This is a genomic window from Bartonella sp. OC16QHHD (assembly GCF_042194035.1).
In the GTDB taxonomy this organism is placed as follows: Bacteria; Pseudomonadota; Alphaproteobacteria; order Rhizobiales; family Rhizobiaceae; genus Bartonella.
Genome location: NZ_JBHIMJ010000089.1, coordinates 38,640 through 64,696 on the forward strand (window position 1 = coordinate 38,640; position 26,057 = coordinate 64,696).

Here is a 26,057-nt window from a genome sequence, read left to right on the forward strand (position 1 = left end):
TTATATTTTTTGGGGCTGTAAAACATCTGTAAGAGATATTTGCGCTGAACCAGGCTGGAGCGGTTTTTGTTGATTGGGATGAGGAGCCCAACCAGAGAGCCAGATGAAAGAAAAATGTGCACGAATACGTCCATCAGGATCACTAAATCGTTGTGCATAGATTTCAGCTGCGCGGAGAAAAAAACGTTTGGATACAGGGCGTCGTGAACGATTTATGAGTGCATTTTGCATTCCCATAGCTTTAAGATCGTGCATAAGGTCAAACATTGTATTATAACGTATTGTGATATCTTCAACGTCTGCTACAGGAAGGGCAAAGCCAATACGCTGTAAAAGAGCGCCTGCATCACGAATGTCGGCAAAAGGGTAGACCCTAGGGCTTGCTCCATCATAAATTTCACTTTCAGCTTGCAGCAGGCTTTCGCGCAATTCTCTTAATGTACCAGCTCCTGCCATAACAGCAAGAAATAAGCCATCTGGTTTAAGGGTATTTTTTATCTGGCTTAGAACACCAGGGGTATCATTGGTCAATTGTAATGAAAGAAGTGAAACAATAAGGTCACAGTAACTTTGAGGTAAATCAAGAAATTCTCGATGACGTAAATGAAATTTTTTATCATGGCTTTGATAAAGCGGATCGGTCTCAATGCGTTCTATGGAACAAACTTTTCCAGATTTCATTAAAGCTTGCGCAGCAAGGTCTGTATGGCTGTGTAAATCGAGAGCTAATGTAAAGAGGCGATCAACAGTGCTAAGGCGTTTATAGAGATCTTCTGCCATGTGAGAGAGTAAAAAGTCACATCCTTTTTTTGCTTTTTGAAAGGCACGTTTTCGGAATTGTTCAATGCGGTTATGATCAAAAATTAAAGGATGCGACATATTGTAGAACACTTTCGATCTATGAAAGAATATATTTTGAAAAGGTTCATTATTTGTGCAAGCTCTGTCAAGTTTATAATATGAAAGAAATAAATTTATAGAAGGTAAGAGTTTTTAAAGGAATTAAAATTATAAATTGAGGAAATACAAAGGAACTTTTGTTCTGAGGGAAACTTGTAAAAGCCTAAATTTATAATGTTGTATTTTCGAGAAGCGGCGTTAAATAGCGGAGATATACTAAGTAAGTTCGTTGAACGCTTGAAAACGATGCTTTATCCACCAATTTGTCCTGGATGTAAGCAAAATGTTTCTACTTATGGTACGATTTGCTCCGAATGTTGGAAAGAACTTCAATTTATCACGAAACCTTATTGTCCTGTTATGGGGACTCCTTTTGTTTGTGATATGGGGGAAGGTTTTCTTAGTGGTGAAGCACTCCGTAATACTCATCCTTTTTCACGTGTTCGCTCAGTCATTGTTCATAAAGGGCTTGCACGAACTTTAGTAACGCGCTTAAAATATGGTGATCATATAGAATTGGCATCATTTATGGCCAATTGGATGATGTTTGCTGGACGCGAGGTTATTGATGATTGTGATGTTATTATTCCCATTCCATTGCATTTTCGTCGTTTTTGGGAGAGGCGTTATAATCAATCTGCTGAGCTTGCACGTTATATTGCAGCATCACAAAAAAAGCTTTTAAAACCGAGTTGGCTTGTTCGTTGTCGGCATACCCGTCCGCAGGTTAGTCTTTCTTCGAGAGAGAGAAAACTTAACGTAAAAAATGCTTTTAAGGTTTCGCATAAAGTTAAAAAATATCTCAAAGGATGTTCTGTTTTGCTGATTGATGATGTATTTACAACGGGTGCAACAGTTACAGCAGCTGCTGCTGCATTAAAAGATGCAGGTGCACGACAGGTTGATGTGCTAACATTTTCGCGTGTTCTCAAAGAAGATTCTATTTTTCCCTCTTCTTAAGAGGAATTTAAAATGAATATTATTAAAAAATATTGGAGGATAATACTATGAAAGAGATAATAATTTATACACGCCCTGGTTGTCCTTATTGTACAAAAGCACGTGATTTGCTTCATAAAAAAGGCGTAAAGTATACAGATATTGATGCTTCCACATCCCTTCGCCAAGAAATGGTACAGCGTGCAAATGGACGTAATACATTTCCACAAATTTTCATAGGTGATTATCACGTTGGCGGTTGTGATGATCTTTATGCTTTAGAGGCTGAGGGAAAGCTGAATTCTCTATTACAAGGCATATAATATTTGTAAATTACATATTCTTAAGACCGTTTTGCAAGAAGGAGATAGTTAACGCCCATGTCTTTTGAGCGATTCCAGCTGTCGTTTAATGGGTTATAAGTAATACCTATCTCATCAATGACAGTCAGAGCGTTTTTTGATAAGAAATTTTTAAGTTCTAGAGGTTTTAGGAATTTTTTATAATCATGGGTTCCTTTAGGAAGCCAACGTAGAATATATTCAGCGCCTACAATAGCAAGCCCCCATGCTTTCCATGTGCGGTTGAGTGTTGAGACAAACATCAACCCTTGTGGTTTCAACATTTTTGCTGTAGCTGCTATGAAGAGATTAACGTCAGCGACATGTTCAACAACTTCCATATTAAGGATGATATCAAATTTTTCTCCTTCATTGGCAAGTACTTCTGCTGTCGTCGTGCGGTAATCAATGGAAAGGTCATTTTGAGCTGCATGGGTTTTTGCGACTTCAATATTTGTTTGTGCAGCATCAACGCCTACAACCATAGCACCAAGACGTGCCATTGGTTCACATAACAAGCCTCCTCCACAGCCAATATCAAGAATTTTCAAATTGTCAAAGGGCGTAAGTGAAGAAGGGTCACGATTAAACTCTAAACAGATTTTTTCTCTGATGTAAGCAAGGCGTGTTGGGTTAAATTGGTGAAGAGGTCGAAATTTTCCTTGTGGATTCCACCATTCTGTAGCAATACGTGAAAAATGATCAATTTCACTTTGATCAATAGTTGTTTGTGTTTCATCGATCATGTTGCCTTCCTTTTATTTTTAATGATCAGGTCAAGTAGATTTTATACAAAGTCAAGAGAAATTAATATAATCATAATGAAACTTGCACAAATGATAGATATTCGCTATGTCGAGAAAATGGTTAGTTGATACAGCATCTAATTCTCATTACTGTTTGAGATAAGAGATGTAAAGGTAAGAGTGTTATTAATGGCGCGCATTGTCATGAAATTTGGTGGAACATCTGTAGCAAACATTGAATGTATTCATAATGTTGCACGGCATGTCAAAAGAGAGGTTGATGCAGGCAATGAGGTAGCCGTTGTCGTATCTGCGATGGCTGGTAAAACAAATGAACTTGTTCAGTGGACAAGTGATGCTTCCTCTATGCATAGAGATGCTCGTGAATATGATGTTGTGGTTGCTTCTGGTGAACAGGTTACTTCAGGTTTGTTGGCTTTGACACTTCAAGAAATGGGGGTGAATGCACGTTCATGGCTTGGTTGGCAAATTCCTATTCATACAGACAATGCGCATGGCCGTGCACGTATTACTAATATTGATGGATCTTTTTTAATCGAGTGTTTTCAGGAAGGTCAGGTTGCCGTTATTGCTGGTTTTCAGGGGTTATCTCCGGATAACCGGATTTCTACCTTAGGGCGTGGGGGATCAGATACAAGTGCTGTTGCTATAGCCGCTGCTGTACAAGCTGATCGCTGTGATATTTATACAGATGTGGATGGTGTGTATACAACGGATCCACGTATAGAGCCGAAAGCGCGTCGTTTACCAAAAGTAGCTTTTGAAGAAATGCTAGAAATGGCTTCTCTTGGTGCAAAGGTTTTACAGGTTCGTTCTGTTGAATTGGCAATGGTTCATAAGGTTCGTACCTTTGTGCGTTCAAGTTTTGAGGATCCTGATGCGTTAGGCATGGAGGATCCAATGAGTTCTTCTGGAACACTTATTTGCGATGAGGATGAAATTGTGGAACAACAAAATGTTACTGGTATTGCTTTTGCTAAGGATGAAGCACAAATTTCCCTTCGGCGGCTTGCTGATCGTCCAGGGATCTCGGCAGCAATTTTTGGTCCCTTGGCTGAAGAACGCATTAATGTTGATATGATTGTGCAAAATATTTCTGAAGATGGCTCAAAAACTGATATGACTTTTACGGTACCATCATCAGATGTAGAAAAAGCCGTTACACTTCTTGAGAAGAATCGCAAAGAAATTGGATTTGATGTTCTCCAATTTGAAAGCGATCTCGCCAAGGTATCTGTGATTGGTATTGGAATGCGTAGTCATGCAGGTGTTGCCGCTACAGCATTTAAGGCTTTGGCTGAAAAGGGTATTAATATTCAAGCAATTACGACCTCAGAAATTAAAATTTCTATTTTGATTGATAGTGCTTACACTGAACTTGCGGTTAGAACATTACATGCTGTTTATGCACTTGATAAGGGATAAGTATTTTTTAGTTTCAACAGAGTTTCAATAACGTAAAGCTTTAATATATAATTAATAATTTTTGTTAAGGATAATTTATATTTTAAACTTAAATGGAATATTTAATACAGCAGAACTCTCTTATTTTAAACTTGTTCATGATGAATTTAAAATGGTCACTTATATATTACAAGAGAAAGATGTTTAGGTAAAAAACTCTGTTTAAGAAGGGATATAAAATATGCCGTCTATAAACGTTTTAGAACCTATAGAGTGGGATGGAGAAGACTTATACGATAAGCCTTAATAGAACTAAGGAACAATGCACTGCGTTTATTCAAAGAATGCATGTTACATGAGGGACAGCCTCGTGAATACAGATTTAATATTATAAATCTTAGAGAAATGGGCGCTCATTGGATTAGTGACGGAATTACCAAAAATAGAATTGATGATGTATTTTCTAGAGATGTTTAGTTTGTCATCAAATGATTGTTTATGACTTTATGTATATCTTGAAAATTTAATTTTTTCCATATTATGAGGCAATAAAAAAATATATCTTTATAGACAATATTTATGTTGCACTATAAGTTATAAAATTACCATATCTTATGCGTTTATAGCTTCTTCAGAAGTACTTTTCATAAAATCATGTAAATATAGATCAAAATTAATGATAATGTTACAGTGTGTTGCTTTTATGATTTTATTAATTAAATTTTTTTTCATGTCTATTTCTCTTTTTTGAATTATGATTAAGATTTTCAAAGTTTTTGATACCTCCATATGTTCTTTAGGTTAACTTTCTTCCCTTAACTACTCTATTATAAGTATTTTCTGTGTCATACTGCCAATCACACATGAAATACATTCTTTCGTTTTTGCAGTATATTGTGCTAGTTTCTTATCATGTTTACATATTTTGCAAATGGTGGTCTTTGTAAGCAAAACTCTTCTTGTGAGAAATATAGCCATATTATTTTACTCTTCTTGTATTTTATGTGGCGTTGTATAATTTGAAAGTCTCGAAAATATTGCTTTTTAAATTATCTATGAAGAGTATTTTATGGTATCAAGAAATATAGAGCGAGCTCTTTAAACAAAAAGAAAATAAATATCAAATAAGAGCGGAAAAAGGGGAGAACAACGATATATATGCTCTATTTTTCCACCAATCATATGTTTTAGAATAGTCTAAATGACTAGGATTTTCTTTTTTCCCGCGAGTTAATTACGTAAACTAGAGTGCTCCCTATGGAAGCATGCTTCAAGTTTAATTCTTTCATGGAGTGAGACAAGCGATGTGTCGATGATAAAAAACGGGAATATTTTTCCACTCCATTGTCAATCTAGTAGTAATGTTATGACGTTGTTATTCCAAAAAAATCTTTTGTTTTTTGTTACCTGTATCAATATCTAATATCAGCGTAGATGCATGTTTGACGATATATATTGAGACGGGTAAGGGGACTACGAGCAACTCCTGTTTTTGTATGCCAGATAGGAACAAGGATGTTGCGTATACCTGTTGGGGTAATTTCTGAAATGGAGATAAAACCTAATTGGGGGAGAATATGAAGCCATAAAAGTGAAAACCAACTTCCATTTTACAACTTCCTTTTAATTCTGCTTTACAACTTTCAAAGGGATTGACAGCAATATCTTTTAAATAATGGATATTACACATTGGTTCACGTTTTTGTTTATTGCGTTATTAAATCATATATGCCTTTCACGTAAAAAAACGCTATTATAGTGCCAATTTACGCGCTTGTTTTAAAGAAATATTTCTCCCCAAGCCCATTACGGCGTTTGTGGATGGTGTAACGTAAAATTTATTGGGGCCCCATCTCCTTCTTAGATCAAAGGTGTCAGTTGGTCGTCATCATTTAATTTTTAGTTTTCGTGTTGAACAGCTCTTGTATGGATATGATGAAGCATTCTTATTTCTTTCCTCAATAATCCATATTTCTCTTCGGCTTGTGACGTGTAAGCGAATAGTCTTGATTGATTCATCATGTACAGATTTGAAATGAAAAAATCATACGATATTTGAATTTCATTCAAGATTTATAATGATAAATTAAATATTTTTACCCAAAAATAATGTGCTTTTTAAGAAGATAAAATTAAAGTTGTTTAGAATACCGGCAATAAAATCAGTAACGAGGAGGGTGGTTTATTGGAAAAAAATAAACCATGGAATTACTTAACTGATTATTGAACTTTGCTTATTCTTATCTGTTTCGTATAATTAAACATAAGATATTGATTCATAATAATTAATTTTTTCTTTATAGTGAATAATAGTCTCGACGAAAGGCAGCTTTTATGAAACCACGAAGCCTTTTATATTGAAACAATTAAAATTATTTCTGTGCACAACATGAGTGGAGCTGGTGCATGAGTAAAAGAATATTGAAGAAAGGAATAAAATATCTCTTATAAGACTTCTTAAGAGTCAAAGGTGTTTCAACATTAGAAGCTCGTAAATAGTATGATGATGTTAGTTTTCTCCTTTATAAGTGTAAAGATGAGGCGAGACAACAGCTTTTACATTAAATATCGTCCGAACCCAACAAATGAGCGAAATCGCTTTTTAAAAGTTCTGCATAAAAATGTATTTTCAGTTAGTTTGTTAGGAACTATGAGAAATTCCTTTATTGCGCTTAATATAAATAAATCCATATCCCAGACCAATAAGAGCAGATAAACCAGAGCCACAGAGGACCCCAATTTTTGCTGCATCAAGCAGAATAATATCTTTAAAAGCGAGCATTGAAACAAAAATAGACATTGTAAAGCCAATTCCTGCTAAAAAACCAATGAGTAAAACGCCTGTCCAGGTCATATGAGGGGGTAGGCGGCATAGCCCTGATTTTACAGCTATATAACTGGCAGTGATAATACCAAGAGGCTTACCGATGAAAAGACCAATGACAACACCCAGAACAATCAAGAATGATTTGTCAGAAGAAAGATCAAAGTTTGCAAAACTTACTCCTGCATTTGCGAAGGCAAAAACTGGCATGATACCGTATGCAACCCATGGATGCAATGCTTTTTGAACACGTGTTACTGGGGCAATCATGGCCCGTTGTCCTTTGCGCATCTTTTTCAATGCTGTTGAAATATGATGCAGATCTGTTTTTGTATTTTTTTCTTGAAGAATTTGCATAGCGTTACTGAGCATGGTGAGTGGCGCTACAAGAGTACGGGTGGGAAGAACGGGAGTCATCATCCCTAAGATTACGCCAGCAAGCGATGGGTGAACGCCTGTTACCATTAAACCCCACCAAATGATTGCACCAGGTAAAATGTAAAGCCATGCTGATGCAAGCCCGATCCACTGAAAAAATAGTACCAAAGCAATACCTGCTCCTGCAATCATTAAACCGCTAGGATCAATGTTTGTTGAGTAGAAAAAAGCAATAATAAGAACAGCGATAATATCGTCAATAATCGCTAATGATAGAAGAATAATATGAAGATTAGAAGGAATTTTTTTTCCTAGAAGAGCAAGAATACCTAGAGCAAAGGCAATATCTGTTGCTGTTGGCACAGCCCAACCGCGGATATGTCCCTCGTTAAAATTGAAGATAAAGTAAATAATTGCAGGAACACAAACGCCCCCTATTGCAGCAACAATTGGTAAGATTGCTTGTTTAAAATCGGCAAGAGCACCTTCATGAATTTCGCGTCGAATTTCCATTCCTGCGACGAGAAAGAAAATAGTCATAAGGGCATCATTAACCCAGAAATGTAAATCCCATGAAAGAGTGAAATGACCCAAATTAAAGCCAAGAGGTGTATGCCAAAAAGATTCATAGAAAGCAGCATATTTAGAATTGGCAAAAATAAGTGCAGAAGCAGCAGCTAATAAAAGAACAACACCACTAAGAGCTTCAATATGGAGAAAACGCTCGATAGCAGAAAGCGCTTGATTAGTGACACGAGAAGCGCGATTAGGCAGGCGATTTGAAGATAAATCAGACATGAACAACTCCAAGCATCGACAATTTTAGATTCTATATTCTCTGTATAAATGACTTTGTATGATACCTTCTGTATCATACAAAAGAAAAAAGAGGAACAAAGTTCTTAATTTATAGGCAAGATCATCATGTTTAAAGCACAAAATGTTTAAGGTGATGTTTCATTTTTAATAGTGAGATGTACTTTGCTTAAAGCCTTAGATAGATCATTTTGTAGAGCAGATTCGAGATCAACTATTGCGAGACCTTTATTATCGTTTGCTTTAATTTTAACGATCAATGTTTGTGGATTTTTAGCAAATTCTCCTAAGGATTTTGAAATTTTTTCTGCTTCGTCATGATTTTTTAGCAGAATTTTTGGGGTCTGCGTCATCATTAGATAGAAATCGTCATAAAGTTCCTTTTTTAGATCATGTTGGCTGTCATTAAGATTTTGCGCAAGATAAGAAAAAAGCTTATCAATGAAACCTGCATCCGTATATTGTATATCAATTTCATTGATGCCAAGGTCTTGAGACGCAGCAATCATTATATTTTTCTGACCCGAAAAAAGCTTTTCATCAACATCAATAACCTTAGCCGATATGTTCCCAGATCCAACGTCTTTCATATTGAAAGACATTGTATCAAGAAAGAGCATACGTTTTTTTTCATCGTAAGAAATATCAATTTTTCCTGAAACATTAAAGCGCTCAAAGTTCAGATTTTTGAAGAACTCTAAGTCTTTTTCATTCATTTTTTTAGGTAAAACGGAAAGGTTGTTGAGAGAAAGAAAAAGCTTTTTAGGGATAGGTTGTTTCCACAAACTTGGTTTGAATTGGAATGATTCGAGCGTTGCTTTCAACTGCGGTATATCAACGGTGATATTATCAACTTTGGCATCCGCTGAGGTAATGGCGAGCAGTATGTTTAGAAGAAGACCATTTTGTGCTACTTTTTCAGCGATTTTATTATTCTCTTTTCTTGCATTAAGATAAGCTTTGATTAATTTTTCAGGAGTTTGCTCAAGCGGTTTCATCTTTAAACCAGATGTTTTAAATTGCCCAAGGAAGAAAGAGCTGTTTTTTTCTGCTTCTTCAAAAATATCGACATTTATATTATTCAAAGAAATGGGGCCAGTAACGGTTTTACCTTGATTGAGAGCATTGTTTTTTCCAAAAATGATAGAGTAGGCATAGTTGATGTCGATATCATGGGCTTTTATTGTATCACTTTTAGCCATAAGTTGCATCTGTTTGGCACCATTTGCTACGACCGTTTTAAGATCCATATTTTTGATACTAACTGAATGGATATGGTTATTTCTAAAATCAGAAAGCTGGAAATTCTTGATTTCAACCGTTTCTGTTCGGTTATTTTTATTTTCTATAGAAAGTTGTATATTGGGAGCAATAATTGAGGAAAGCTCAATACGCATCATTGATTGTAAAAGACGTGATGTTATCGTTCTATCTTTTTCTTTTAAGGATACATTCCGAAGAGAAATTTGGGGAATTTGCACATGAATATTATTATGCTTTAAATCAACATTATAAAATGTAAAAGTTCCGGGAATAAAGGAAAGAGGAGGACGGGCAGAAATGGCACCAATTTTAAGTGATGTACCAGCTGGAACAGGTATTGTCACATTCTTCAAATTAATTTTACCTAGAATGCTTACTTCAGATGTTTCGGCTTTTATGGAATGACGGGCTATTTCTTTTCTTACAAAACTGTCAAGATAGGGTTTTGCAATATAAAATCCACCAACAATTATAATTGCCAAGATAGCAACAAATCCAATAATGCAAGTGAGCCAATATCTGAGGTTACTTTGATACCCACTATTAAGATTGACCATTCTTTCTTCTTTCATTTTTATCACTCTTTGAATTGAGAGTGAAGATAAATTCTTTTAAGCAACGACAAAGGTTTAAATATAGCGTGTACCAGTTTCAACAATTATCTACTCTCTATATTAGAGTTATTCTCATCTTTTTTGCAATATAGCTTTATCAACTTTTATCAATTTTCTTTGGGTTCAGCACTTTATAGAAAAGCACGCATAATAAGGAGAGGCAAGTTTATGCGCATCATAATTTTTTATCACTTTAAAATTATCCTAAAATATTTCGATGTCTGCTTTTATCTTGCTGCTGTTTATAGGAATATTTAAAACATAAAAAATATGTTCTTGTTCATTATAATTTAATGGGGAGAGGTAAGTGTTATGACAGAAAATCAAATAATGGCTTTTTCGATCATTGGTCTCATGATGGTTGTTTTTATTTGGGATCGATTTCGTTATGATCTTGTTGCTATTTGTACGTTATTAATAGCTTGTGCTCTTGGTCTTGTCAGTCCGAAGGAAGCTTTTAGCGGTTTTAGTAATGATATCGTTATTATCGTGGGGAGTGTGTTTGTTGTCAGTACTGCTGTATCTCGCTCTGGTATAATGGAATTTATTATCCAACGGATATGGCCAGACGTGAAATCGGTGCGTCTTCAGTTAGCTTTTTTGGTTCTTTCTGTTGTCGTATTATCAATGTTTGTTAAAAACATTGGTGCTTTGGCGATTATGCTTCCGATAGCTTTTCAGTTTGCACGTCGTTCTCAGGTTTCTCCTTCTGTCTTTTTGATGCCCATGGCTTTTGGTTCTTTGTTGGGGGGGCTTATGACACAGATAGGAACATCTCCCAATGTTGTTATTTCAGCGATGCAAGAACGTTTAGCAGGAACACCTTTTACTATGTTTGATTTTACACCAGTTGGTGCGGTTATTGCGACGGCTGGTGTTTTATATTTGGTTCTTTTTTATTGGCTTTTGCCTGTGCGTGTGCGTTCAGGTGTATCGTTTGATGATGCCATTGATATTCGTAATTATGTTGCAGAAGTGCATATTCCAATAAATTCACCGATTGTGGGAAAAAATATTGTTGATTTGGTTAAGCCATCAAGTGGTGATGTTATGGTGATTCAAATCATCAGAAACAAAGTATCTATTTCACCATTACCAGATTTTGTTTTGTCTGAAAATGATATTATTTTGCTGGAAGGGTCGCATACAGGGTTAGATAGCGTGATGAACTCTGCTCGTTTAGAGTTTTCTAAGGGGCGAACTATTGCTGCAGGTGATAAGGACAGTGACATCGATATTATTGAAGCAGTCATCACCCATAATTCACCTCTTATTGGTATTAGTGCGAAAGAGTTTTCCCTATTTGATCACTATAATGTAAATTTGCTTGCGTTAAGTCGTCAACATGAAAGGGTGCGGGGAAGACTTGATGATATTATTTTCCATCTTGGCGATGTGATTGTTTTGCAAGGACAGGATGCAGTTATTCCAAATTTGTTAAGAGAATTGAAATGCCTGCCCCTAGCAAAACGAAATATTGTGTTTGGAAATTTACGACATGGTTTCATCTCTTTAGCTGTTTTATTTATAGCAATTATTTTTACAGCTTTTCATATTGTTCCCGTTGCGTTTTCTTTTTTTTCTGCTGCTGCTGCAATGGTTATCTTTCGCGTTTTGCCCGCGCGTGATCTGTATCAGGCATTAGATGGCCAAATATTAGTACTATTAGCGGCTCTTATTCCAGTGAGTGAAGCGTTAGAGAAAACAGGATGTACGGATCTCATTGGTCAATGGCTAAGCCAATTGGCAATATTTTTCCCACCATCTGGTGCCTTAGCACTTATGTTGGTGACAGCTATGTTGGTCACGCCATTTTTGAATAATGCAGCAACAGTGATGATGGTAGCACCAATTGCGTCAAGTTTTGCTCATTCCCTTCATTATAAGCCTGAAGCTTTTTTGATGGCTGTTGCAATTGGTGCGGGTTGTGAGTTTCTTACACCTATTGGACATCAAAGTAATATGCTCGTGATGGCGCCAGGAGGATATCGTTTTAGTGATTATCCACGTTTGGGTGCTCCATTGGCGGTGTTGATCGTTATTATTGCTGTTCCAATGCTTATGTGGGTTTGGCCCTTACAATAGGATATTTTAAAAAACTTTAAGGATCAATTATAAAAAGTTGTTAATCGCATGAAGATAAGCTGAAGGGATACACTTTGTATATAGAACTTTAACTGAAGATTTGGAATTATACCACACTTTAATCATGGCGCTTCGGTATTTTTGATACAGATAAAACTTTATCTATTTGGTTTTAGTAGACATTCGTGGAAATTTACTGTTTATTCAAGTTTTTTCAAGAATTGGTTTTTCTATTATAATTGTATAATCCAATACAACCAACGATTGCGGTTGAAGACTTCAAAAGATTATCCCTCTATATAATGGGGAGAAAGTTCGCTTGAGATGATAGGCAATCATGATAAATATTAAGGCAGTGAATTTTTCATAAGACTCAATATATGTAAAAGCTGTAATGTGAACAAACAGGGTGCTTACATCATTTTCGATTAAGACTGTTGCAAAAATCTGATTGAATTGGCTACATGTTGATTTAAAATAAATAAACGAGCAATTTAAAGATTTTTAGTTAATTAGGGCTACCATCTTTATCCATTTATGCGTAAAAGCATAGGTGAAGTAACTTTTTTCAAGGTATGATATATGTCGTATGATAGTTTTATTGCTGAAGTGAATGCAGAATTTCGTCAGGAAAAGGCGCTTGCTTTTTGGAGACGGTATGGTTTTTCAATTATTGGAGCAGCTATTCTTTTTATATTCATGATAGTTGCTTATCAAGTTTATCATCATACACAAATAAAGAAAGCTGGTTATATTGGTGATGCATTTGTAAAGAGTCTTGATCTTGCGGATACACGTGATTTTGATAAAGCGATAAAGCAATTAGAAACTGTTAAAACCTCTCATTTTGGGGGGTATCCTTTTCTTGCTCGTTTACGTGAGGCTTCTTTACTCATGGAGAAAGGTGATATTATTAAGTCAGTGGAGATCTTTGATTCTGTTGCAGCGGACGAGAAAGCACCGCAGATTTTGCAGAAAGTTGCAAAAATTCGGGCGGCTTATATTCTGGTTGATACAGGGACATTAACTGATGTTGAAAAGCGCATCAAAGATATGGCAAGTGATACCGATCCTATGCGTATGTCTGCAAGAGAAGCTTTAGGCTTAGCTGCTTATAAGGCGGATAAAATGGATGAGGCGGTTTATTATTTTAAGAAAATTTCTGAAGAAGGTTCTTTGGGTTTAAAAATAACAGATCGGGCTCGAATGATGCTTGAGCTTATACAAGCTGAGGGCAAGGCAAATAAGGAATAAATCGATGAGCCTTACCATTGCTATCGTTGGTCGTCCCAATGTTGGGAAGTCAACACTATTTAATCGTTTGGTTGGGCAAAAATTGGCTTTGGTTGATGATAAGCCTGGTGTAACACGTGATCGGCGTATTCATGCGGCAAAACTTCAAGATCTACGTTTTGATGTGATTGATACCGCTGGGCTGGAAGAAGCAGGTGATCATACACTTGAGGGGCGTATGCGTTCTCATACAAAAGTTGCAATTGATGAAGCGGATCTTATTTTATTTGTATTTGATGCAAAGAGCGGAATAACATCAAGTGATTTAAATTTTTCTTCATTGGTTCGCAAATCAGGAAAGCCAGTTGTGCTTGTTGCCAATAAGTCTGAGTCAAGAGCGGCAACAGGAGGAGAGTATGAGGCGTGGTCATTAGGTTTGGGGGAGCCGTGCCCAATATCGGCTGAACATGGTTTGGGACTTAGTGATCTGCGTGATGCAATTATAGATGCTGTTGGGTCAGAGCATGCTTTTGGCAACAACAAAGAAGAAGATAGAATGATACAACCTGCATCTGTTGGTGATGATGTAAAGGATTTGGAAGAAGAGGAGCTTATTTACGATGAAAGTAAGCCCATTAGGATTGCAATTGCGGGGCGTCCCAATACAGGAAAATCCACTCTTATCAATAGTATGTTGAAACAAGAGCGATTGTTAACAGGACCAGAAGCAGGACTCACGCGTGATTCTATTTCTGTAGATTGGGAATGGCGTGGTCGTCATATTAAACTTTTTGATACTGCAGGTTTACGTCGAAAATCGAGAATTCAAGAAAAATTAGAAAAACTATCTGTTGCAGATACTTTACGTGCTATTCGTTTTGCAGAAGTGGTGGTCATTGTTTTTGATGCAACGATACCTTTTGAAAAGCAGGATTTACAAATTGCTGATCTTGTGATTCGTGAAGGGCGTGTTCCAGTTATTGCTTTCAATAAGTGGGACCTTATTGAAAACAGTCAGACCACATTGATTGATTTGCATGAAAAATGTGCGCGATTTCTTCCTCAAGTTCGTGGTTTGAGAGCTGTTCCTTTATCAGGACAATATGGTCAAGGGATTGATAAACTGATGGAAAATGTCATGATGATGCACCGTGTATGGAATCGTCGCATTTCGACGGCTAAATTGAACCAATGGCTTGGAACTGTTGTGGCACATCATCCACCTCCTGCGGTTTCTGGACGTCGACTTAAGGTTAAATACATCACACAGGTTAAGACACGTCCTCCTGGATTTATGATTTCCTGCTCGCGCCCCAAAAGTATGCCCCAGTCGTATTTGCGTTATCTTGTCAATGGGTTACGTGAAACATTTGATATGTCTGGTATACCCGTTCGCATATCATTACGAGCCTCTGATAATCCTTTTGCGACACGTTCCAAGAGAAATGATAACTCTTTAATTTTTTAAGTGAATGAAATCTATAATTAAGAATCTTAAAAATAAGTTTTTTAATGATCTTTCTTTTCATAAAAGAAAAAGTTTTATTTGCTAAAGTTTTAATTTTATTGATAATCATTTATCATGAGCGCTATTGAATAGAGCTCTCTCATCTTGATAAAGATTATTTATTTGCATGTCATGAGAAGAGTTTAATAGGGAGTATTTAAGAAAGAGTACATAATCCTCTTAATGGGTTATTTAAGTGCAAGAATAGATGCAATATGAGGGTAGGGGAATATAATTATGATGCTTGTTTGAAAAGCAGCATTAGATTATCGTTTCATAAAAATAAAGCTTATGAATAAGCGCTTTTGCTTGTTTGTCTGAATAAAAAGCAAAAATATTTGCTGAATCCACAGATATTCAATTGTAAGGAGCGAAGTTTATAAAAGTAGATTAAAATTGTATAAAGTGGTATGGTAATCATATTTAAATTTTATTGTGTTCTATTGGCTTAATCTATTTGAAATTTTTGATTTATTAATATCTTGTATTTAAAGGAGCTTCTCTTAATACCCTCAAGCTCATTTCGTGATGAGGCTTGTAATGGTGTATATAAAATACTTTGCGAATAGGATCATACAGAAACCATTGATTATTATCATTTTCATAAAATGAAAAGTGCAAGTTTATTCGAATAAAAGGAGAAAACCAACGTTCTCATACTGTTTTTAGTTTTCTATGTTCTCTTTCAAAACTAGGACTGATATAACATTGGGAGCCGGAAAATAAGATGGTATTAGTTTACACCTTTCGTTAAGCGTAAAATGGTTGTTCTATAAGTTTTATATTATTCACGGGAACTTTTCGTTATACATTCACGGGTGCTGTCGTGAAATCGGTTTAGGTGCTTAGAATATCTTTTTAAGAAAGCATGTAAATTGAAAAATACGTTATTTCTGCAATGAAATTTATACGATAACTTGTGATAGATTTCTTTTAGTATCTTGACGAATAAATTCGGGAACAATATGATGCACACGGTTTTATGAAATGTATTCTTACGTTGCTTTTTAATTAAGGAGCCAATGATGGCGATGGGCGAGAAACCCGTTATGAGCCGTAAGGAGGCTGAAGAGAAAAAGCAAGGAGAGTGTCTTCATTCAGAGGATTTGGAATGTCGTAGTAGGAACTTAAGCGTAGCTTTAGTGCGCAAGCAAGCATTAAAGAAGCGGGAGTATAAGAGTGAGCGGGAAAAATCACAAGGAAGGATGGCAGATGCAATTAAGCTTTCCAGTGAGTTTCTGGCAAGTATTATAGTTGGTATTGTTTTGGGGTTGGGGTTTGATAAGTTAGCAAGTTCATGGCCTTGGGGATTGGTATTTTTTCTCTTCTTTGGATTTGCTGCGGGTGTATTGAGTATTCTTCGGTCTGTGGGGTATGTTTCCTCCAGTCAATTAGGAAAAAAAGGCGTATTGCGCCAAGATAAACAAGATAAAGGGGCCAATGAGAGGTCCGATAAATGAGGTTGAAGTGACAGCACACGCTCCAGATCCTATTCATCAGTTTGAGGTTTCAAGGCTGATTAAGATTTCCATAGGAAATATGGATTTATCGTTTACAAATGTATCATTGTTTACAGTCCTCACGGTTGTTGTAACTTCTATTTTTCTCTTTATTTCATCATCGAGTCGTGGATTGGTTCCAACGCGGATGCAGTCTCTTTCGGAAATGGCATATGAATTTGTAGCATCGACTCTGCGGGAATCATCTGGTGTGCAGGGAATGCAGTTTTTCCCTTTAGTTTTTTCTCTGTTTACTTTTATTTTGGTTGCTAACTTTATTGGTCTCTTTCCTTATTTTTATACGGTTACGTCTCAAATCATGATCACGTTTTCGTTAGCAATGGTGGTAATCTTGACGGTGATTGGTTATGGCTTTTATAAGCATGGGGTCAGTTTTTTGAAACTGTTCGTTCCCAGTGGAGTTCCTGTTGTGGTTTTACCTCTGGTGACAATGATTGAGGTTATTTCTTTTCTCTCCCGTCCAATTAGTCTTTCTCTTCGTCTTTTTGCGAATATGCTTGCTGGTCATATTACGCTTAAAGTGTTTTCTGGGTTTGTTGTTTCAATGATTGGGGTAGGACTCGTAGGTGTGGGTGGTTCGATTTTACCGCTTATTATGACTGTAGCAATTACTGCTCTTGAGTTTTTGGTCGCATTTCTTCAGGCTTACGTCTTTACGGTTTTAACTTGTATGTATCTTAATGATGCAATTCATCCAGGACATTAATAGAACTGGCGGTTTTCCGTCGAATAATGCAATTTCGCTTTAAAGGAGAATAACATGGAAATGGTGCTTGCAGCAAAATATATTGGTGCTGGTCTTGCTTGCTTTGGTATGGCTGGAACAGCTTTAGGACTTGGTAATATTTTTGGTAGCTATCTTTCTGGTGCATTACGAAATCCATCAGCAGCAGATAGTCAGTTTGGACGTCTCGTCTTTGGTTTTGCTGTAACAGAAGCTTTGGGAATTTTTTCATTGCTCATTGCTTTATTACTTCTTTTTGGGGTTTAATCATCATCAAAAGGGTATATCATGTTCTTGCATGAGGAAAGATTTACCCTTTTAGGCTCTTAACCAGAGAGATGCCAGAGAGATGTTAGTCAGTTATCATCGGTTATAGAGGGCTTTAATAAGCTATTTAAAGGATGAAAGAAGATGTTTGTTTCAAGCGCTTATGCACAGAACACTGAAACGTCGATAGAACATATTAAAAAGGTGGCAGAGCATGCAAATCGTGTGTTTCCGCCTTTTGATTTTGTGCATTTTGGTTCGCATTTTTTCTGGTTGGCAATTTCTTTCGGACTTTTTTATCTTTTTATCTCCCGTGTAATTGTACCACGTATTGGCGGTGTTATTGAAACACGGCGAGATCGAATAGCATCTGATTTAGATCAGGCAATGCGCATGAAGCAAGAAGCAGACATTGTTGTTGAAACTTATGAGCGGAAATTAGCGGAAGCGCGTTTGAACGCGCAGGCTATAGCGCAGGTAGCTAGTGAAGAATTAAAAGAAAAGGCAGAGCTTGAACGGAAAGAAATTGAAGAGAGTCTAGAGAAAAAACTCGCAGATGCTGAAAAACAGATAACAAAAATTCGGGATAAAGCGATGCAAAATGTTGGTTCTATCGCTGAAGAAGTAGCTCTTGAAATTGTGAAAAAATTGATTGACGTTGATATCAGCAAAGAGGCTGTTCGTTCAGTTGTTAAAACTGCGGATTATGGAGGAAGACAAAGATGACTGATACTTTTTGGGCATTTGTTGGGTTAGTTCTTTTTTTGGCTCTTTTAGTCTATTTCCAAATTCCACAGAGGGTTATACACCATCTTGATGCACGCGCGAAACGTATCAAAGATGAACTGGATGAGGCGCTGCGTCTTCGTGAAGAGGCACAGGAAATATTGGCTGAATATCAACGCAAACATGCAGAAGCAGAAAAAGATGCGCAAGAAATTATTGCAGCAGCAAAGCATGAAGTTGAATCTGTTATTGCTGAGGCCCGTGCAAAAGCAGAAGAATATGTAAAAAACCGCAATAAATTGGCAGAACAAAAAATTGCCCAAGCAGAAGCCGATGCAATACGCATGGTTTCTTCATCGGCGATTGATTTGGCAATTTCTACAGCACGTACCCTTATTGCAAGGGAAATAGATTCTAACAAGGCTGATGAACTTATCAAAGAGTCTCTTGAGAAAGAATCATTTATCAAAATGAAAACATATCTTAATTAATGATATTTGAGAGATAAAGAACACTCTCTTTGGTTGCATAATTTTCTCAATATTAATTAATAAAAGTCATAAAAAAGAAAAAATTATCTTTATTGTTTTTATCAGTTAATAGGGTATTTTGATTTTAAATGACAAGTTTTGAGAAGTCTGCAACCGATTGTGTCACAATGTAAGTGCGTTTGAGAAGAGCAAGACGGTTAGCACGAATATCAGGTTTTTTATCATTCACCAATACTTTTTCAAAAAATATATCAATCAATTTTCCAAGTGGCGCTAGCACACTGAGGGCAAATGATAAATTTGTTGCATTGATGGGGGCAAGAACCTTTCTTTCTACTTCACAGATTGCATGATAGAGCTGCTTTTCTTCTTTCTCGACAAAGAGCTCAGGATTAATTTCATTCGCTATTGTTGTGCTTTTTTGAAATTCATTTTCAAGAATATTGGCAGTACGTTTTACAGAGGCTACAAAGTTCATTCCATCATGGGTATTGATAAAAGCGATAAGCGATTCGACACGACGTGCAACCAATAAAAAATCATCAGAATCTTTATTTAAAACGGCTTCAAGGGCATCGTAACGAGCACCTTCCTCTTTTAGATAGATTTTCAAACGGTCATGAAAAAAGAATAACAGGTCTGATAAAATATATTCATTTTTTTCTGGAAGCAGATTCATCAATTGTGAATTTTCTCTTTGAGAGATTTCATATTTATTTTTTTGTTGTAAGAAAAGATTCATTGCTAACTGAAACAGTGGCATAAGATTGATTTTCCAATCTCGCGAAAGTACAAGCCTAATAATTCCCAATGCTGCTCGTCTTAACGCATAGGGATCTTTTGAGCCCGTTGGTTTTTCATTAATGAGCCAAAAGCCAACGAGCATGTCAATTTTGTCGGAGAGCATAACGGTTATAGCAAGTGGTTCTTGTGGAAGACGATCTGTTGGTCCTTGAGGTTTATAATGGTCTTCGATTGCTACAGCTATGCGAGGATCTTCCCCTTGAAGAAGGGCGTATTTTTGCCCCATAACACCTTGTAGTTCAGGAAATTCTCCGACAATTTCTGTTTGCAAATCAGCTTTTGCAAGGATGGCTGCACGTTTTGCTAAAAGAGGATCTGTTTGTATCAAAGGGGCAATTTCTTGTGCGAGTGTAGCAATGCGTTCTACCCTTGCTCCTTGTGTACCTAATTTAGCATGAAAAGTTACATTCAAATGATCAAGTCGTGCCATTCTTTGATCGAGAGGCTTTTTTATATCAAGTTGAAATTTTTTTATAGAAGATTCCAATTGTTGAAGATCAGGCAAATCACGCTGATCGGTTTGCCAAAAATGAAGTGCATCAGAAAGACGGGCACGGACAACCTTACTATTTCCTTTCGAAATTTCTTTGCCTTCATCATTTGCAAGAATATTAGAAACGAGAATAAAATGATGAGAAAGTTTTACTTTTTCTCCTTGTTTGCGGGTGACAAAACATTTTTGATTGGCTCGAATGGTCAAGCGAATAATTTCTGGAGGAATATCAAGAAATGATTGGTCAAAATCACCCATCAAGATAACAGGCCATTCAACAAGACCAGCAACTTCTTCTAGGAGGGGATTGTCTTGAACCAGTTCTAAACCGTTTGCAAAGCAGAGATTTTGGGCATCAGCTAAAATAATATTCTTTCGTCTTTCGGCATCCAGAATGACTTTATGGGTTTCAAGTTGAGTAACATAGTCATCAAAGCGGCGCACTTGAAATGGCTTTCCATCACTTAAGAAACGATGACCATAAGTTAAATTATTGCTTTTAAGAGAACCAATTGTAAACGGAATAACATGTGTTTCACCAATTTCTGGTCCGAAGATGCAAAGAATGTTTTGTAAAGGTCTAATCCACTTCAGAGTACCACTTTGTGCTGAATCTTTTCCCCAACGCATAGATTTCGGCCACGGAAAGTTGCGGATAATATCCGGTAAAATATCGGCAATAATTTCTTCTGCAGCTCGACCTTTTTTAACAATTTTAGCAATATAAAAATGACCTTTTTTATCATCATGTCCAATATGCGCTTCAGAAATATCGTTTAATCCTGTTGCACGTAGAAAACCATCAATTACATGCTGTGGTGATTTTATACTGGGACCTTTGCGTTCTTCATGGATATCTTTGGAGCGTATGGAAAGTCCGCGTATGTCCAATGTGAGCCGACGAGGTGTCCAATATTCACGAGCAGCTTCATAGATCAATCCAGCATTCACAAGTTGATCTGTAACAGATTTTTTAAGATCAGCAGCAGCTTTTCGTTGCATACGTGCAGGGATTTCTTCACTGAAAAGTTCAAGAAGAAGATCAGACATTAGGCTTCTCCAGTATATATTTGTCCAGCTTCTGTGAGTAAGAAGGCTTCCCCACAACGGCGGGCGAGATTACGAACGCGAAGAATGTAATTTTGTCGTTCGGTTACAGAAATAACGCCACGTGCTTGCAAAAGATTAAAGATATGGCTCGCTTTAATACATTGATCATAGGCAGGAAAAACACAGCGATGGAATACATTTTCTTTATTTGGTTTTCCAGCATCAAGAAGTGCGCTGCATTCGCGTTCTGCATCGATAAAGTGCTGATGGAGCAGTTTTGTATCAGCAAATTCGAAGTTATAATATGAGTATTCCTGTTCTGCTTGTAAAAAAATATCTCTATAACTTATTTTGTTTTCTCCCTCCAAACCATTAAAGTTAAGGTCATAGACGTTATCAACCCCTTGGATATACATCGCTAGACGCTCAAGACCGTATGTGAGTTCCCCTGAAACAGGAGCGCATTCAATGCCGCACACTTGTTGAAAATAAGTAAATTGAGAGACTTCCATTCCATCGCACCAACATTCCCATCCAAGCCCCCAAGCACCAAGAGTGGGACTTTCCCAATCATCTTCAACAAAGCGAATATCATGCAGTTTTGTATCAAGCCCGATAGCTTGTAGCGACTTTATATAAAGTTCTTGTAGATTGAGCGGAGAGGGTTTGAGAAGCACTTGGAATTGATAATAGTGTTGTAAACGATTTGGATTCTTACCATATCGGCCATCTGTTGGACGTCGAGAGGGTTGGACATAAGCAACTTTCCAAGGGCGTGGTCCTAGAGAGCGTAATGTTGTTGCTGGATGAAAAGTCCCAGCTCCGACTTCCATATCGTAAGGTTGCAAAATTGCACATCCATAGTGTGCCCAATAATTTTGCAAAGTTAAGATTAGTCCCTGAAAAGAACGTTTGGGGTTAAGATGTTCAGGCAGTTTCACGCTTTATACTCTTTATATTGGACTAAACAAAAAACCAAAGTAATTTTAGTTTCTCTATTTGTTATTCATGTGATTTATGGTTAAGCATCGTTTATTGCAAACCAAATTTCAACTTTTCTTGAATTTGTTCAGAATTTTCTGGTTTTCCGTCAATTGCATGGTTCCATTGAAAGATTGCTTCACGTTTACGCCCAACTTTCCAATAGGCATCCCCTAAATGATCATTTAGTGTTGGGTCCTCAGGTTGTAATCTGACAGCATTTTCTAATATTTGCACTGCTTTATTATATTCTTTTAGTTTATAATAAGCCCACCCTAAAGAATCGAGAATATGGCTGTTGTGAGCTTGTAAAGCAGAGGCTTTTTGTAGCATACGGAGCGATTCTTCAAGCTTCTCACCACGTTCCACAAGGGAATAGGCTAAATAATTAAGAACCTGCGGTTGATTTGGGAAAAATTCAAGTGATTTTCGCAAGTCAAGTTCTGCTTTTGGCCATTGCTTTAAACGTTCAAAAGCAATACCACGCTGATAAAAGAGTTTCCAATCGTCCTGCTGAAAGTTTTTTATCTTTGTAATAGCGTAGTCTAGAGTTTTAATGGCCTCAAGAAATTTATTGTCCTGCATATAAAAAGCAACGAGCGTTATCAAAATATTACGATCATTGGGAAATTTTTTATTTAACAATGTGAGTAATTTTATTGCTTCTTTGTAATTGTTGTTATTGGCAAGAAGGAATGCAAGATGAAGTTGTCCATCTTTATAATAAGGAGATTTAGGGGATAAAGCGCGATAAAGTTTAATTGCTTGATGTGGATCGTTCAATTTAGCAGAAATGTGTGCGAGCTGAAACAGTGTTGCGTCATTTTGAGGGTATAAGGCGAAAGATAATTGCTTAAAAATACGTGCAATTCGCCCTGAGTTTTTGTAGTTGAGGGCTGTTCCAAAATTATATAATACCTCGGCTGCTCCTTGTTGAGGTGTTTTAATAACTCTCTCTAAGAAAGAATTTTTTTCAATTTTTTCTCGAAAGTTTTTAAGGACTTCTCGATCTGACAACATTTGTTCGCCATGCTGGATTGTTTGAAGAGCTTGGTTGCGCATATTATGGCGCAATTGGAATGAGGCATAGGCTATGATAATACGCTCATAAGTATTAGGCGCGATAAGAGTTCCCTGTTTGTTATTCAGTGCTTTAATGAAATATTTTTTTGCATCCTTTGGCCGTTCTGCAAGGTCGCTCATAAGTGCTAGATGATAAGATATAAAAAGGTCATACCAGACAGGACCTTTGAGTTTCTTAAGATCATCGATTGCCTGAGATTTTTGTCCAGATCCAAATGTAATCCAAGCGCTGATGAGTTCAGGTATTGGATTATTGGATTTCGGAGGTTCTTTTGATTGTAGAAGAAAATTGGCATTCTTATAGTCTTTTTTGATGAGACTTTCTACTGACAAAGTTAAGGAAACAAAGGGAGTTATAACATCGTTCTCTTTGAGTTTTTGGGCTTGTTGGACAGCTTCTTTAAAGTTTCCGACTGAGAGCATAGCTTCAAGGAGCTCTTTTTGTGTTTCAATGTTATCAGGTTGATAAACCAGTGCTTGTTTAAAATAATTGATAGCAAGTTCTGTTTTATTTTCATGATTTGCAACCCTTCCAGCTAAATAAGCACCTGTAAATGAGCTTGTATGAGTTGCTGCACTTATTTTACTGTAGGTGAGGGATGGCATCAGCATGATACCCACGATAAAGAGGGCAAAAAGTCGAGATACCGTTGCAGAGCACATGGAGCTAATCCTTTTCAAGATAATCAATCGATGGTGTTGTTTATAGATCATATCTCATTACTTTATTGAGAAATACTGCGCTTCTTGCAAAGAATTCAGTTTACGCGCGCAATACAAAATTCAACAGTCTCAACGAGAGCATTGTAAGCAAGATTTTCGTTCATGGGAACAAGAGCATCAATTGCATATTTTCCATAGATGCGTGCTTGTTCTATTGTATCTGTGATACTATCATACTTTTCTATTAAGTGTTGCGCGTATGCGAAGGCTTCATTATTGTTATTGCCATCTTCAAGTGCTTGTTTCCAGAAATTTTTTTCTACTATATTTCCACGTTCATATGCGATAATAACAGGCATTGTTATTTTTCCTTCTCTAAAATCATCCCCTATATTTTTTCCTAAGCTTTGAGCACTACCGCTATAGTCAAGTGCATCATCAATCAATTGGAAAGCTAAACCTAAAGATGTTCCATATTCACGTAATGAAGAACGCTCTTTATGTCCATAGCCAGCAACAATCGGTCCTACTTCAGCGGCTGCTGAAAAAAGTGCTGCTGTTTTGGCATTGATGATTTTGAGATAGTCTGAAGGGCTGGTTTTGATATTTTTTGCAGCAGAAAGTTGCATAACTTCTCCTTCAGCTATAATTGCAGCAGCGCTCGCTAGGACAGAGAGCGCTTCTATGGAACCGACATCGACCATCATTTTAAAAGCCTGACCCAACAGGAAATCACCAACAAGTACGCTTGCTTGATTCCCCCAAATCATCCGTGCCGTGGATTTTCCACGTCGCAAATTACTTTCATCAATCACATCATCGTGTAGTAATGTTGCTGTATGCATAAATTCAACAGCTGTTGCGAGTTTTATATGTCCGTCACTTTGATAACCGAACATATGAGCAGAAGCGAGCGTAATCATTGGGCGTAATCGCTTTCCACCTGATGAAATAAGATGGTTAGAAATTTCAGGGATCATCTCAACCTCTGATTTTGCCATAGAGAGAATAAATTGATTTACGCGCTCCATATCTTTTTGAGTAAGATTGACAAGAGATTGAAGAGAAATTTGATTATTTCTTATTTGTTCTGGTTTGATAGCTGCGCTCAATGTGTTTACTCCTAGAGTATTGCAATGGACATATATAAAATTTACTTTATTTACTAGCATAAAGGGGGTTTGGTTTTGACTCAAGCTTTTGATGGCGCTTTGAAGTGTAAGCTTGGAATGTTATTGGCAAGAAATGTTCTTTAGCGAGTGTAATCTTGTTGTTATGAAATAATAAAAAAATTTAAAATAGCAGCTGAATGGCAAAAATGCAGTTTATAAAGGTGAACATTAGGCTTTTAAATGGATAAAACAACGAATCAGAGTGGTGAAACAATTGACAGTTTTCACCGCGGAAAATTTTATTTGGTTCAACCCCATAAATATGGTCATCGTTCTGGAATGGATGCGATGTTATTGGCTAGTTTGGTTCCAAGTAATTTAAAGGGCAAGGTTGTTGATTTAGGCGCAGGTGCTGGAGCTGCAGGGTTGGCTGTTGCTTCGCGTTGTCTGAAAGTTCATGTTACTTTAGTTGAACGTTCAGCTTTTATGGTATCTTACGCTCAAAAAACGCTTATGCTAGAACAAAATAAACAATTTGCTAGCCGAATTTGTTTGCTAGAAGCAGATGTTACCTTCAAAGGGAATGCCCGTATAAAAGCAGGTTTGATAGATAATAGCTTTGATTTTGCGATTATGAATCCACCTTTTAATAATCCTACTGATCGCAAGACACCTGATAAACAAAAATCTGAAGCACATGTTATGTCTGAAGCGATGTTTGATAATTGGTTGCGGAGTGCAGCAGCCATTGTTAAGCCAGGTGGATACTTAGGGCTCATTGCACGTCCACAATCGCTGACAGATATCTTGCGTGCTTTAGAAGGGCGTTTTGGTGGTGTTTGTATAATTCCTGTGCATGCTCGTGCGAAAACAGCAGCAATTCGTCTTTTATTTTACGCAAAACGAGGAAGCCGAGCAGCTTTATCTATTTTACCGGCATTGGTTATACATGAAGGTAATGACCATACTTTTTCGCCCCGAGTTGATGCAATTAATAATGGATATATAAGCTTGTGGGAACTTTTCTAATAGTATCTTGTGTTTTTTAGTTTATTATTTAAAGTCCAAACTT

General features: G+C 36.8%; 20 protein-coding genes. 12 read left to right on the plus strand and 8 right to left on the minus strand.

Going from position 1 to position 26,057, the window contains the following annotated elements; genetic code table 11:
• A complete protein-coding gene (locus ACFIK1_RS09005; RefSeq protein ID WP_375655207.1) occupies positions 1–879 on the minus strand; it encodes a methyltransferase in 879 nt (292 codons plus the stop codon).
• Positions 880–1,074: 195 nt separating this feature from the next.
• Here ACFIK1_RS09005 and ACFIK1_RS09010 point away from each other — a divergent pair, with 195 nt between their 5' ends.
• The gene (locus tag ACFIK1_RS09010; protein WP_375634703.1) at positions 1,075–1,860 is read left to right on the plus strand and encodes a ComF family protein; all 786 of its coding nucleotides are present in this window, start codon (positions 1,075–1,077) and stop codon (positions 1,858–1,860) included.
• A 47-nt stretch (positions 1,861–1,907) separates the two neighbouring features.
• A complete protein-coding gene (grxC, locus tag ACFIK1_RS09015; protein WP_375662625.1) occupies positions 1,908–2,162 on the plus strand; it encodes a glutaredoxin 3 in 255 nt (84 codons plus the stop codon).
• A 20-nt stretch (positions 2,163–2,182) separates the two neighbouring features.
• Here grxC and ubiG read toward each other — a convergent pair whose 3' ends face one another.
• Positions 2,183–2,926 carry a bifunctional 2-polyprenyl-6-hydroxyphenol methylase/3-demethylubiquinol 3-O-methyltransferase UbiG gene (gene ubiG / locus ACFIK1_RS09020; protein ID WP_375633543.1) on the minus strand — a complete coding sequence of 248 codons (744 nt, stop codon included), beginning with the start codon at positions 2,924–2,926 and terminating at the stop codon, positions 2,183–2,185.
• 189 nt (positions 2,927–3,115) lie between these two features.
• Between ubiG and ACFIK1_RS09025 the strand changes: the two genes are divergently transcribed.
• The gene (locus tag ACFIK1_RS09025; RefSeq protein WP_375633544.1) at positions 3,116–4,372 is read left to right on the plus strand and encodes an aspartate kinase; all 1,257 of its coding nucleotides are present in this window, start codon (positions 3,116–3,118) and stop codon (positions 4,370–4,372) included.
• A gap of 2,620 nt (positions 4,373–6,992) precedes the next feature.
• On the opposite strand, the gene nhaA is transcribed toward ACFIK1_RS09025, so the two are convergent.
• The gene (nhaA, locus tag ACFIK1_RS09030; RefSeq protein ID WP_375618444.1) at positions 6,993–8,351 is read right to left on the minus strand and encodes a Na+/H+ antiporter NhaA; all 1,359 of its coding nucleotides are present in this window, start codon (positions 8,349–8,351) and stop codon (positions 6,993–6,995) included.
• Between the two features lie 146 nt (positions 8,352–8,497).
• On the minus strand, positions 8,498–10,204 hold the full coding sequence (locus tag ACFIK1_RS09035) for a hypothetical protein (RefSeq protein ID WP_375662626.1): 1,707 nt from the start codon (positions 10,202–10,204) through the stop codon (positions 8,498–8,500).
• Between the two features lie 354 nt (positions 10,205–10,558).
• Between ACFIK1_RS09035 and ACFIK1_RS09040 the strand changes: the two genes are divergently transcribed.
• The 8 genes from ACFIK1_RS09040 to ACFIK1_RS09075 all read left to right on the plus strand — a co-directional run bounded on the left by ACFIK1_RS09040 (position 10,559) and on the right by ACFIK1_RS09075 (position 18,799).
• Positions 10,559–12,331 carry an SLC13 family permease gene (locus tag ACFIK1_RS09040; RefSeq protein ID WP_375634700.1) on the plus strand — a complete coding sequence of 591 codons (1,773 nt, stop codon included), beginning with the start codon at positions 10,559–10,561 and terminating at the stop codon, positions 12,329–12,331.
• A gap of 582 nt (positions 12,332–12,913) precedes the next feature.
• Entirely contained in the window at positions 12,914–13,585 is a 672-nt protein-coding gene (locus ACFIK1_RS09045; protein ID WP_375618447.1) for a tetratricopeptide repeat protein, read from the plus strand.
• A gap of 4 nt (positions 13,586–13,589) precedes the next feature.
• Complete coding sequence (gene der, locus ACFIK1_RS09050; protein ID WP_375662627.1) at positions 13,590–15,032, plus strand: ribosome biogenesis GTPase Der; 1,443 nt, start codon at positions 13,590–13,592, stop codon at positions 15,030–15,032.
• 1,064 nt (positions 15,033–16,096) lie between these two features.
• The gene (locus tag ACFIK1_RS09055; protein ID WP_375662628.1) at positions 16,097–16,531 is read left to right on the plus strand and encodes an AtpZ/AtpI family protein; all 435 of its coding nucleotides are present in this window, start codon (positions 16,097–16,099) and stop codon (positions 16,529–16,531) included.
• A gap of 7 nt (positions 16,532–16,538) precedes the next feature.
• Complete coding sequence (locus ACFIK1_RS09060; RefSeq protein ID WP_375623586.1) at positions 16,539–17,297, plus strand: F0F1 ATP synthase subunit A; 759 nt, start codon at positions 16,539–16,541, stop codon at positions 17,295–17,297.
• 54 nt (positions 17,298–17,351) lie between these two features.
• A complete protein-coding gene (locus ACFIK1_RS09065; RefSeq protein ID WP_005773968.1) occupies positions 17,352–17,582 on the plus strand; it encodes a F0F1 ATP synthase subunit C in 231 nt (76 codons plus the stop codon).
• Positions 17,583–17,726: 144 nt separating this feature from the next.
• Positions 17,727–18,308: a F0F1 ATP synthase subunit B gene (locus ACFIK1_RS09070; RefSeq protein WP_375662629.1), complete on the plus strand. Its 582-nt coding sequence runs from the start codon at positions 17,727–17,729 to the stop codon at positions 18,306–18,308.
• On the plus strand, positions 18,305–18,799 hold the full coding sequence (locus tag ACFIK1_RS09075; protein ID WP_375612090.1) for a F0F1 ATP synthase subunit B: 495 nt from the start codon (positions 18,305–18,307) through the stop codon (positions 18,797–18,799). Before ACFIK1_RS09070 ends, ACFIK1_RS09075 begins: the two co-directional genes overlap by 4 nt.
• A 124-nt stretch (positions 18,800–18,923) precedes the next feature.
• On the opposite strand, the gene glyS is transcribed toward ACFIK1_RS09075, so the two are convergent.
• The 4 genes from glyS to ACFIK1_RS09095 all read right to left on the minus strand — a co-directional run bounded on the left by glyS (position 18,924) and on the right by ACFIK1_RS09095 (position 25,045).
• Positions 18,924–21,146 (minus strand): glycine--tRNA ligase subunit beta, encoded by a 2,223-nt coding sequence (gene glyS, locus ACFIK1_RS09080; RefSeq protein ID WP_375662630.1) that lies wholly within the window; start codon positions 21,144–21,146, stop codon positions 18,924–18,926.
• Positions 21,146–22,087, minus strand: a complete 942-nt coding sequence (locus ACFIK1_RS09085; RefSeq protein ID WP_375606430.1) for a glycine--tRNA ligase subunit alpha — start codon at positions 22,085–22,087, stop codon at positions 21,146–21,148. The genes glyS and ACFIK1_RS09085 overlap by 1 nt, the downstream gene beginning before the upstream one ends.
• A 91-nt stretch (positions 22,088–22,178) precedes the next feature.
• The gene (locus tag ACFIK1_RS09090; protein ID WP_375662631.1) at positions 22,179–23,873 is read right to left on the minus strand and encodes a tetratricopeptide repeat protein; all 1,695 of its coding nucleotides are present in this window, start codon (positions 23,871–23,873) and stop codon (positions 22,179–22,181) included.
• Between the two features lie 95 nt (positions 23,874–23,968).
• A complete protein-coding gene (locus tag ACFIK1_RS09095; RefSeq protein WP_375662632.1) occupies positions 23,969–25,045 on the minus strand; it encodes a polyprenyl synthetase family protein in 1,077 nt (358 codons plus the stop codon).
• Between the two features lie 180 nt (positions 25,046–25,225).
• Between ACFIK1_RS09095 and ACFIK1_RS09100 the strand changes: the two genes are divergently transcribed.
• Positions 25,226–26,014 (plus strand): tRNA1(Val) (adenine(37)-N6)-methyltransferase, encoded by a 789-nt coding sequence (locus tag ACFIK1_RS09100; RefSeq protein WP_375662633.1) that lies wholly within the window; start codon positions 25,226–25,228, stop codon positions 26,012–26,014.
• The last annotated feature ends 43 nt before the right edge of the window (positions 26,015–26,057 follow it).

Bases quoted from the DNA above. Each gene is read 5' to 3' on its own strand.
- ubiG (WP_375633543.1), bottom strand. From the start codon at position 2,926: ATGATCGATGAAACACAAACAACTATTGATCAAAGTGAAATTGATCAT.
- der (WP_375662627.1), top strand. From the start codon at position 13,590: ATGAGCCTTACCATTGCTATCGTTGGTCGTCCCAATGTTGGGAAGTCA.
- ACFIK1_RS09055 (WP_375662628.1), top strand. From the start codon at position 16,097: ATGGCGATGGGCGAGAAACCCGTTATGAGCCGTAAGGAGGCTGAAGAG.
- ACFIK1_RS09040 (WP_375634700.1), top strand. From the start codon at position 10,559: ATGACAGAAAATCAAATAATGGCTTTTTCGATCATTGGTCTCATGATG.
- ACFIK1_RS09070 (WP_375662629.1), top strand. From the start codon at position 17,727: ATGTTTGTTTCAAGCGCTTATGCACAGAACACTGAAACGTCGATAGAA.
- ACFIK1_RS09010 (WP_375634703.1), top strand. From the start codon at position 1,075: ATGTTGTATTTTCGAGAAGCGGCGTTAAATAGCGGAGATATACTAAGT.
- ACFIK1_RS09095 (WP_375662632.1), bottom strand. From the start codon at position 25,045: ATGCTAGTAAATAAAGTAAATTTTATATATGTCCATTGCAATACTCTA.
- nhaA (WP_375618444.1), bottom strand. From the start codon at position 8,351: ATGTCTGATTTATCTTCAAATCGCCTGCCTAATCGCGCTTCTCGTGTC.
- ACFIK1_RS09065 (WP_005773968.1), top strand. From the start codon at position 17,352: ATGGAAATGGTGCTTGCAGCAAAATATATTGGTGCTGGTCTTGCTTGC.
- ACFIK1_RS09005 (WP_375655207.1), bottom strand. From the start codon at position 879: ATGTCGCATCCTTTAATTTTTGATCATAACCGCATTGAACAATTCCGA.
- ACFIK1_RS09075 (WP_375612090.1), top strand. From the start codon at position 18,305: ATGACTGATACTTTTTGGGCATTTGTTGGGTTAGTTCTTTTTTTGGCT.
- ACFIK1_RS09025 (WP_375633544.1), top strand. From the start codon at position 3,116: ATGGCGCGCATTGTCATGAAATTTGGTGGAACATCTGTAGCAAACATT.
- ACFIK1_RS09090 (WP_375662631.1), bottom strand. From the start codon at position 23,873: ATGTGCTCTGCAACGGTATCTCGACTTTTTGCCCTCTTTATCGTGGGT.
- ACFIK1_RS09035 (WP_375662626.1), bottom strand. From the start codon at position 10,204: ATGAAAGAAGAAAGAATGGTCAATCTTAATAGTGGGTATCAAAGTAAC.
- glyS (WP_375662630.1), bottom strand. From the start codon at position 21,146: ATGTCTGATCTTCTTCTTGAACTTTTCAGTGAAGAAATCCCTGCACGT.
- ACFIK1_RS09100 (WP_375662633.1), top strand. From the start codon at position 25,226: ATGGATAAAACAACGAATCAGAGTGGTGAAACAATTGACAGTTTTCAC.
- grxC (WP_375662625.1), top strand. From the start codon at position 1,908: ATGAAAGAGATAATAATTTATACACGCCCTGGTTGTCCTTATTGTACA.
- ACFIK1_RS09045 (WP_375618447.1), top strand. From the start codon at position 12,914: ATGTCGTATGATAGTTTTATTGCTGAAGTGAATGCAGAATTTCGTCAG.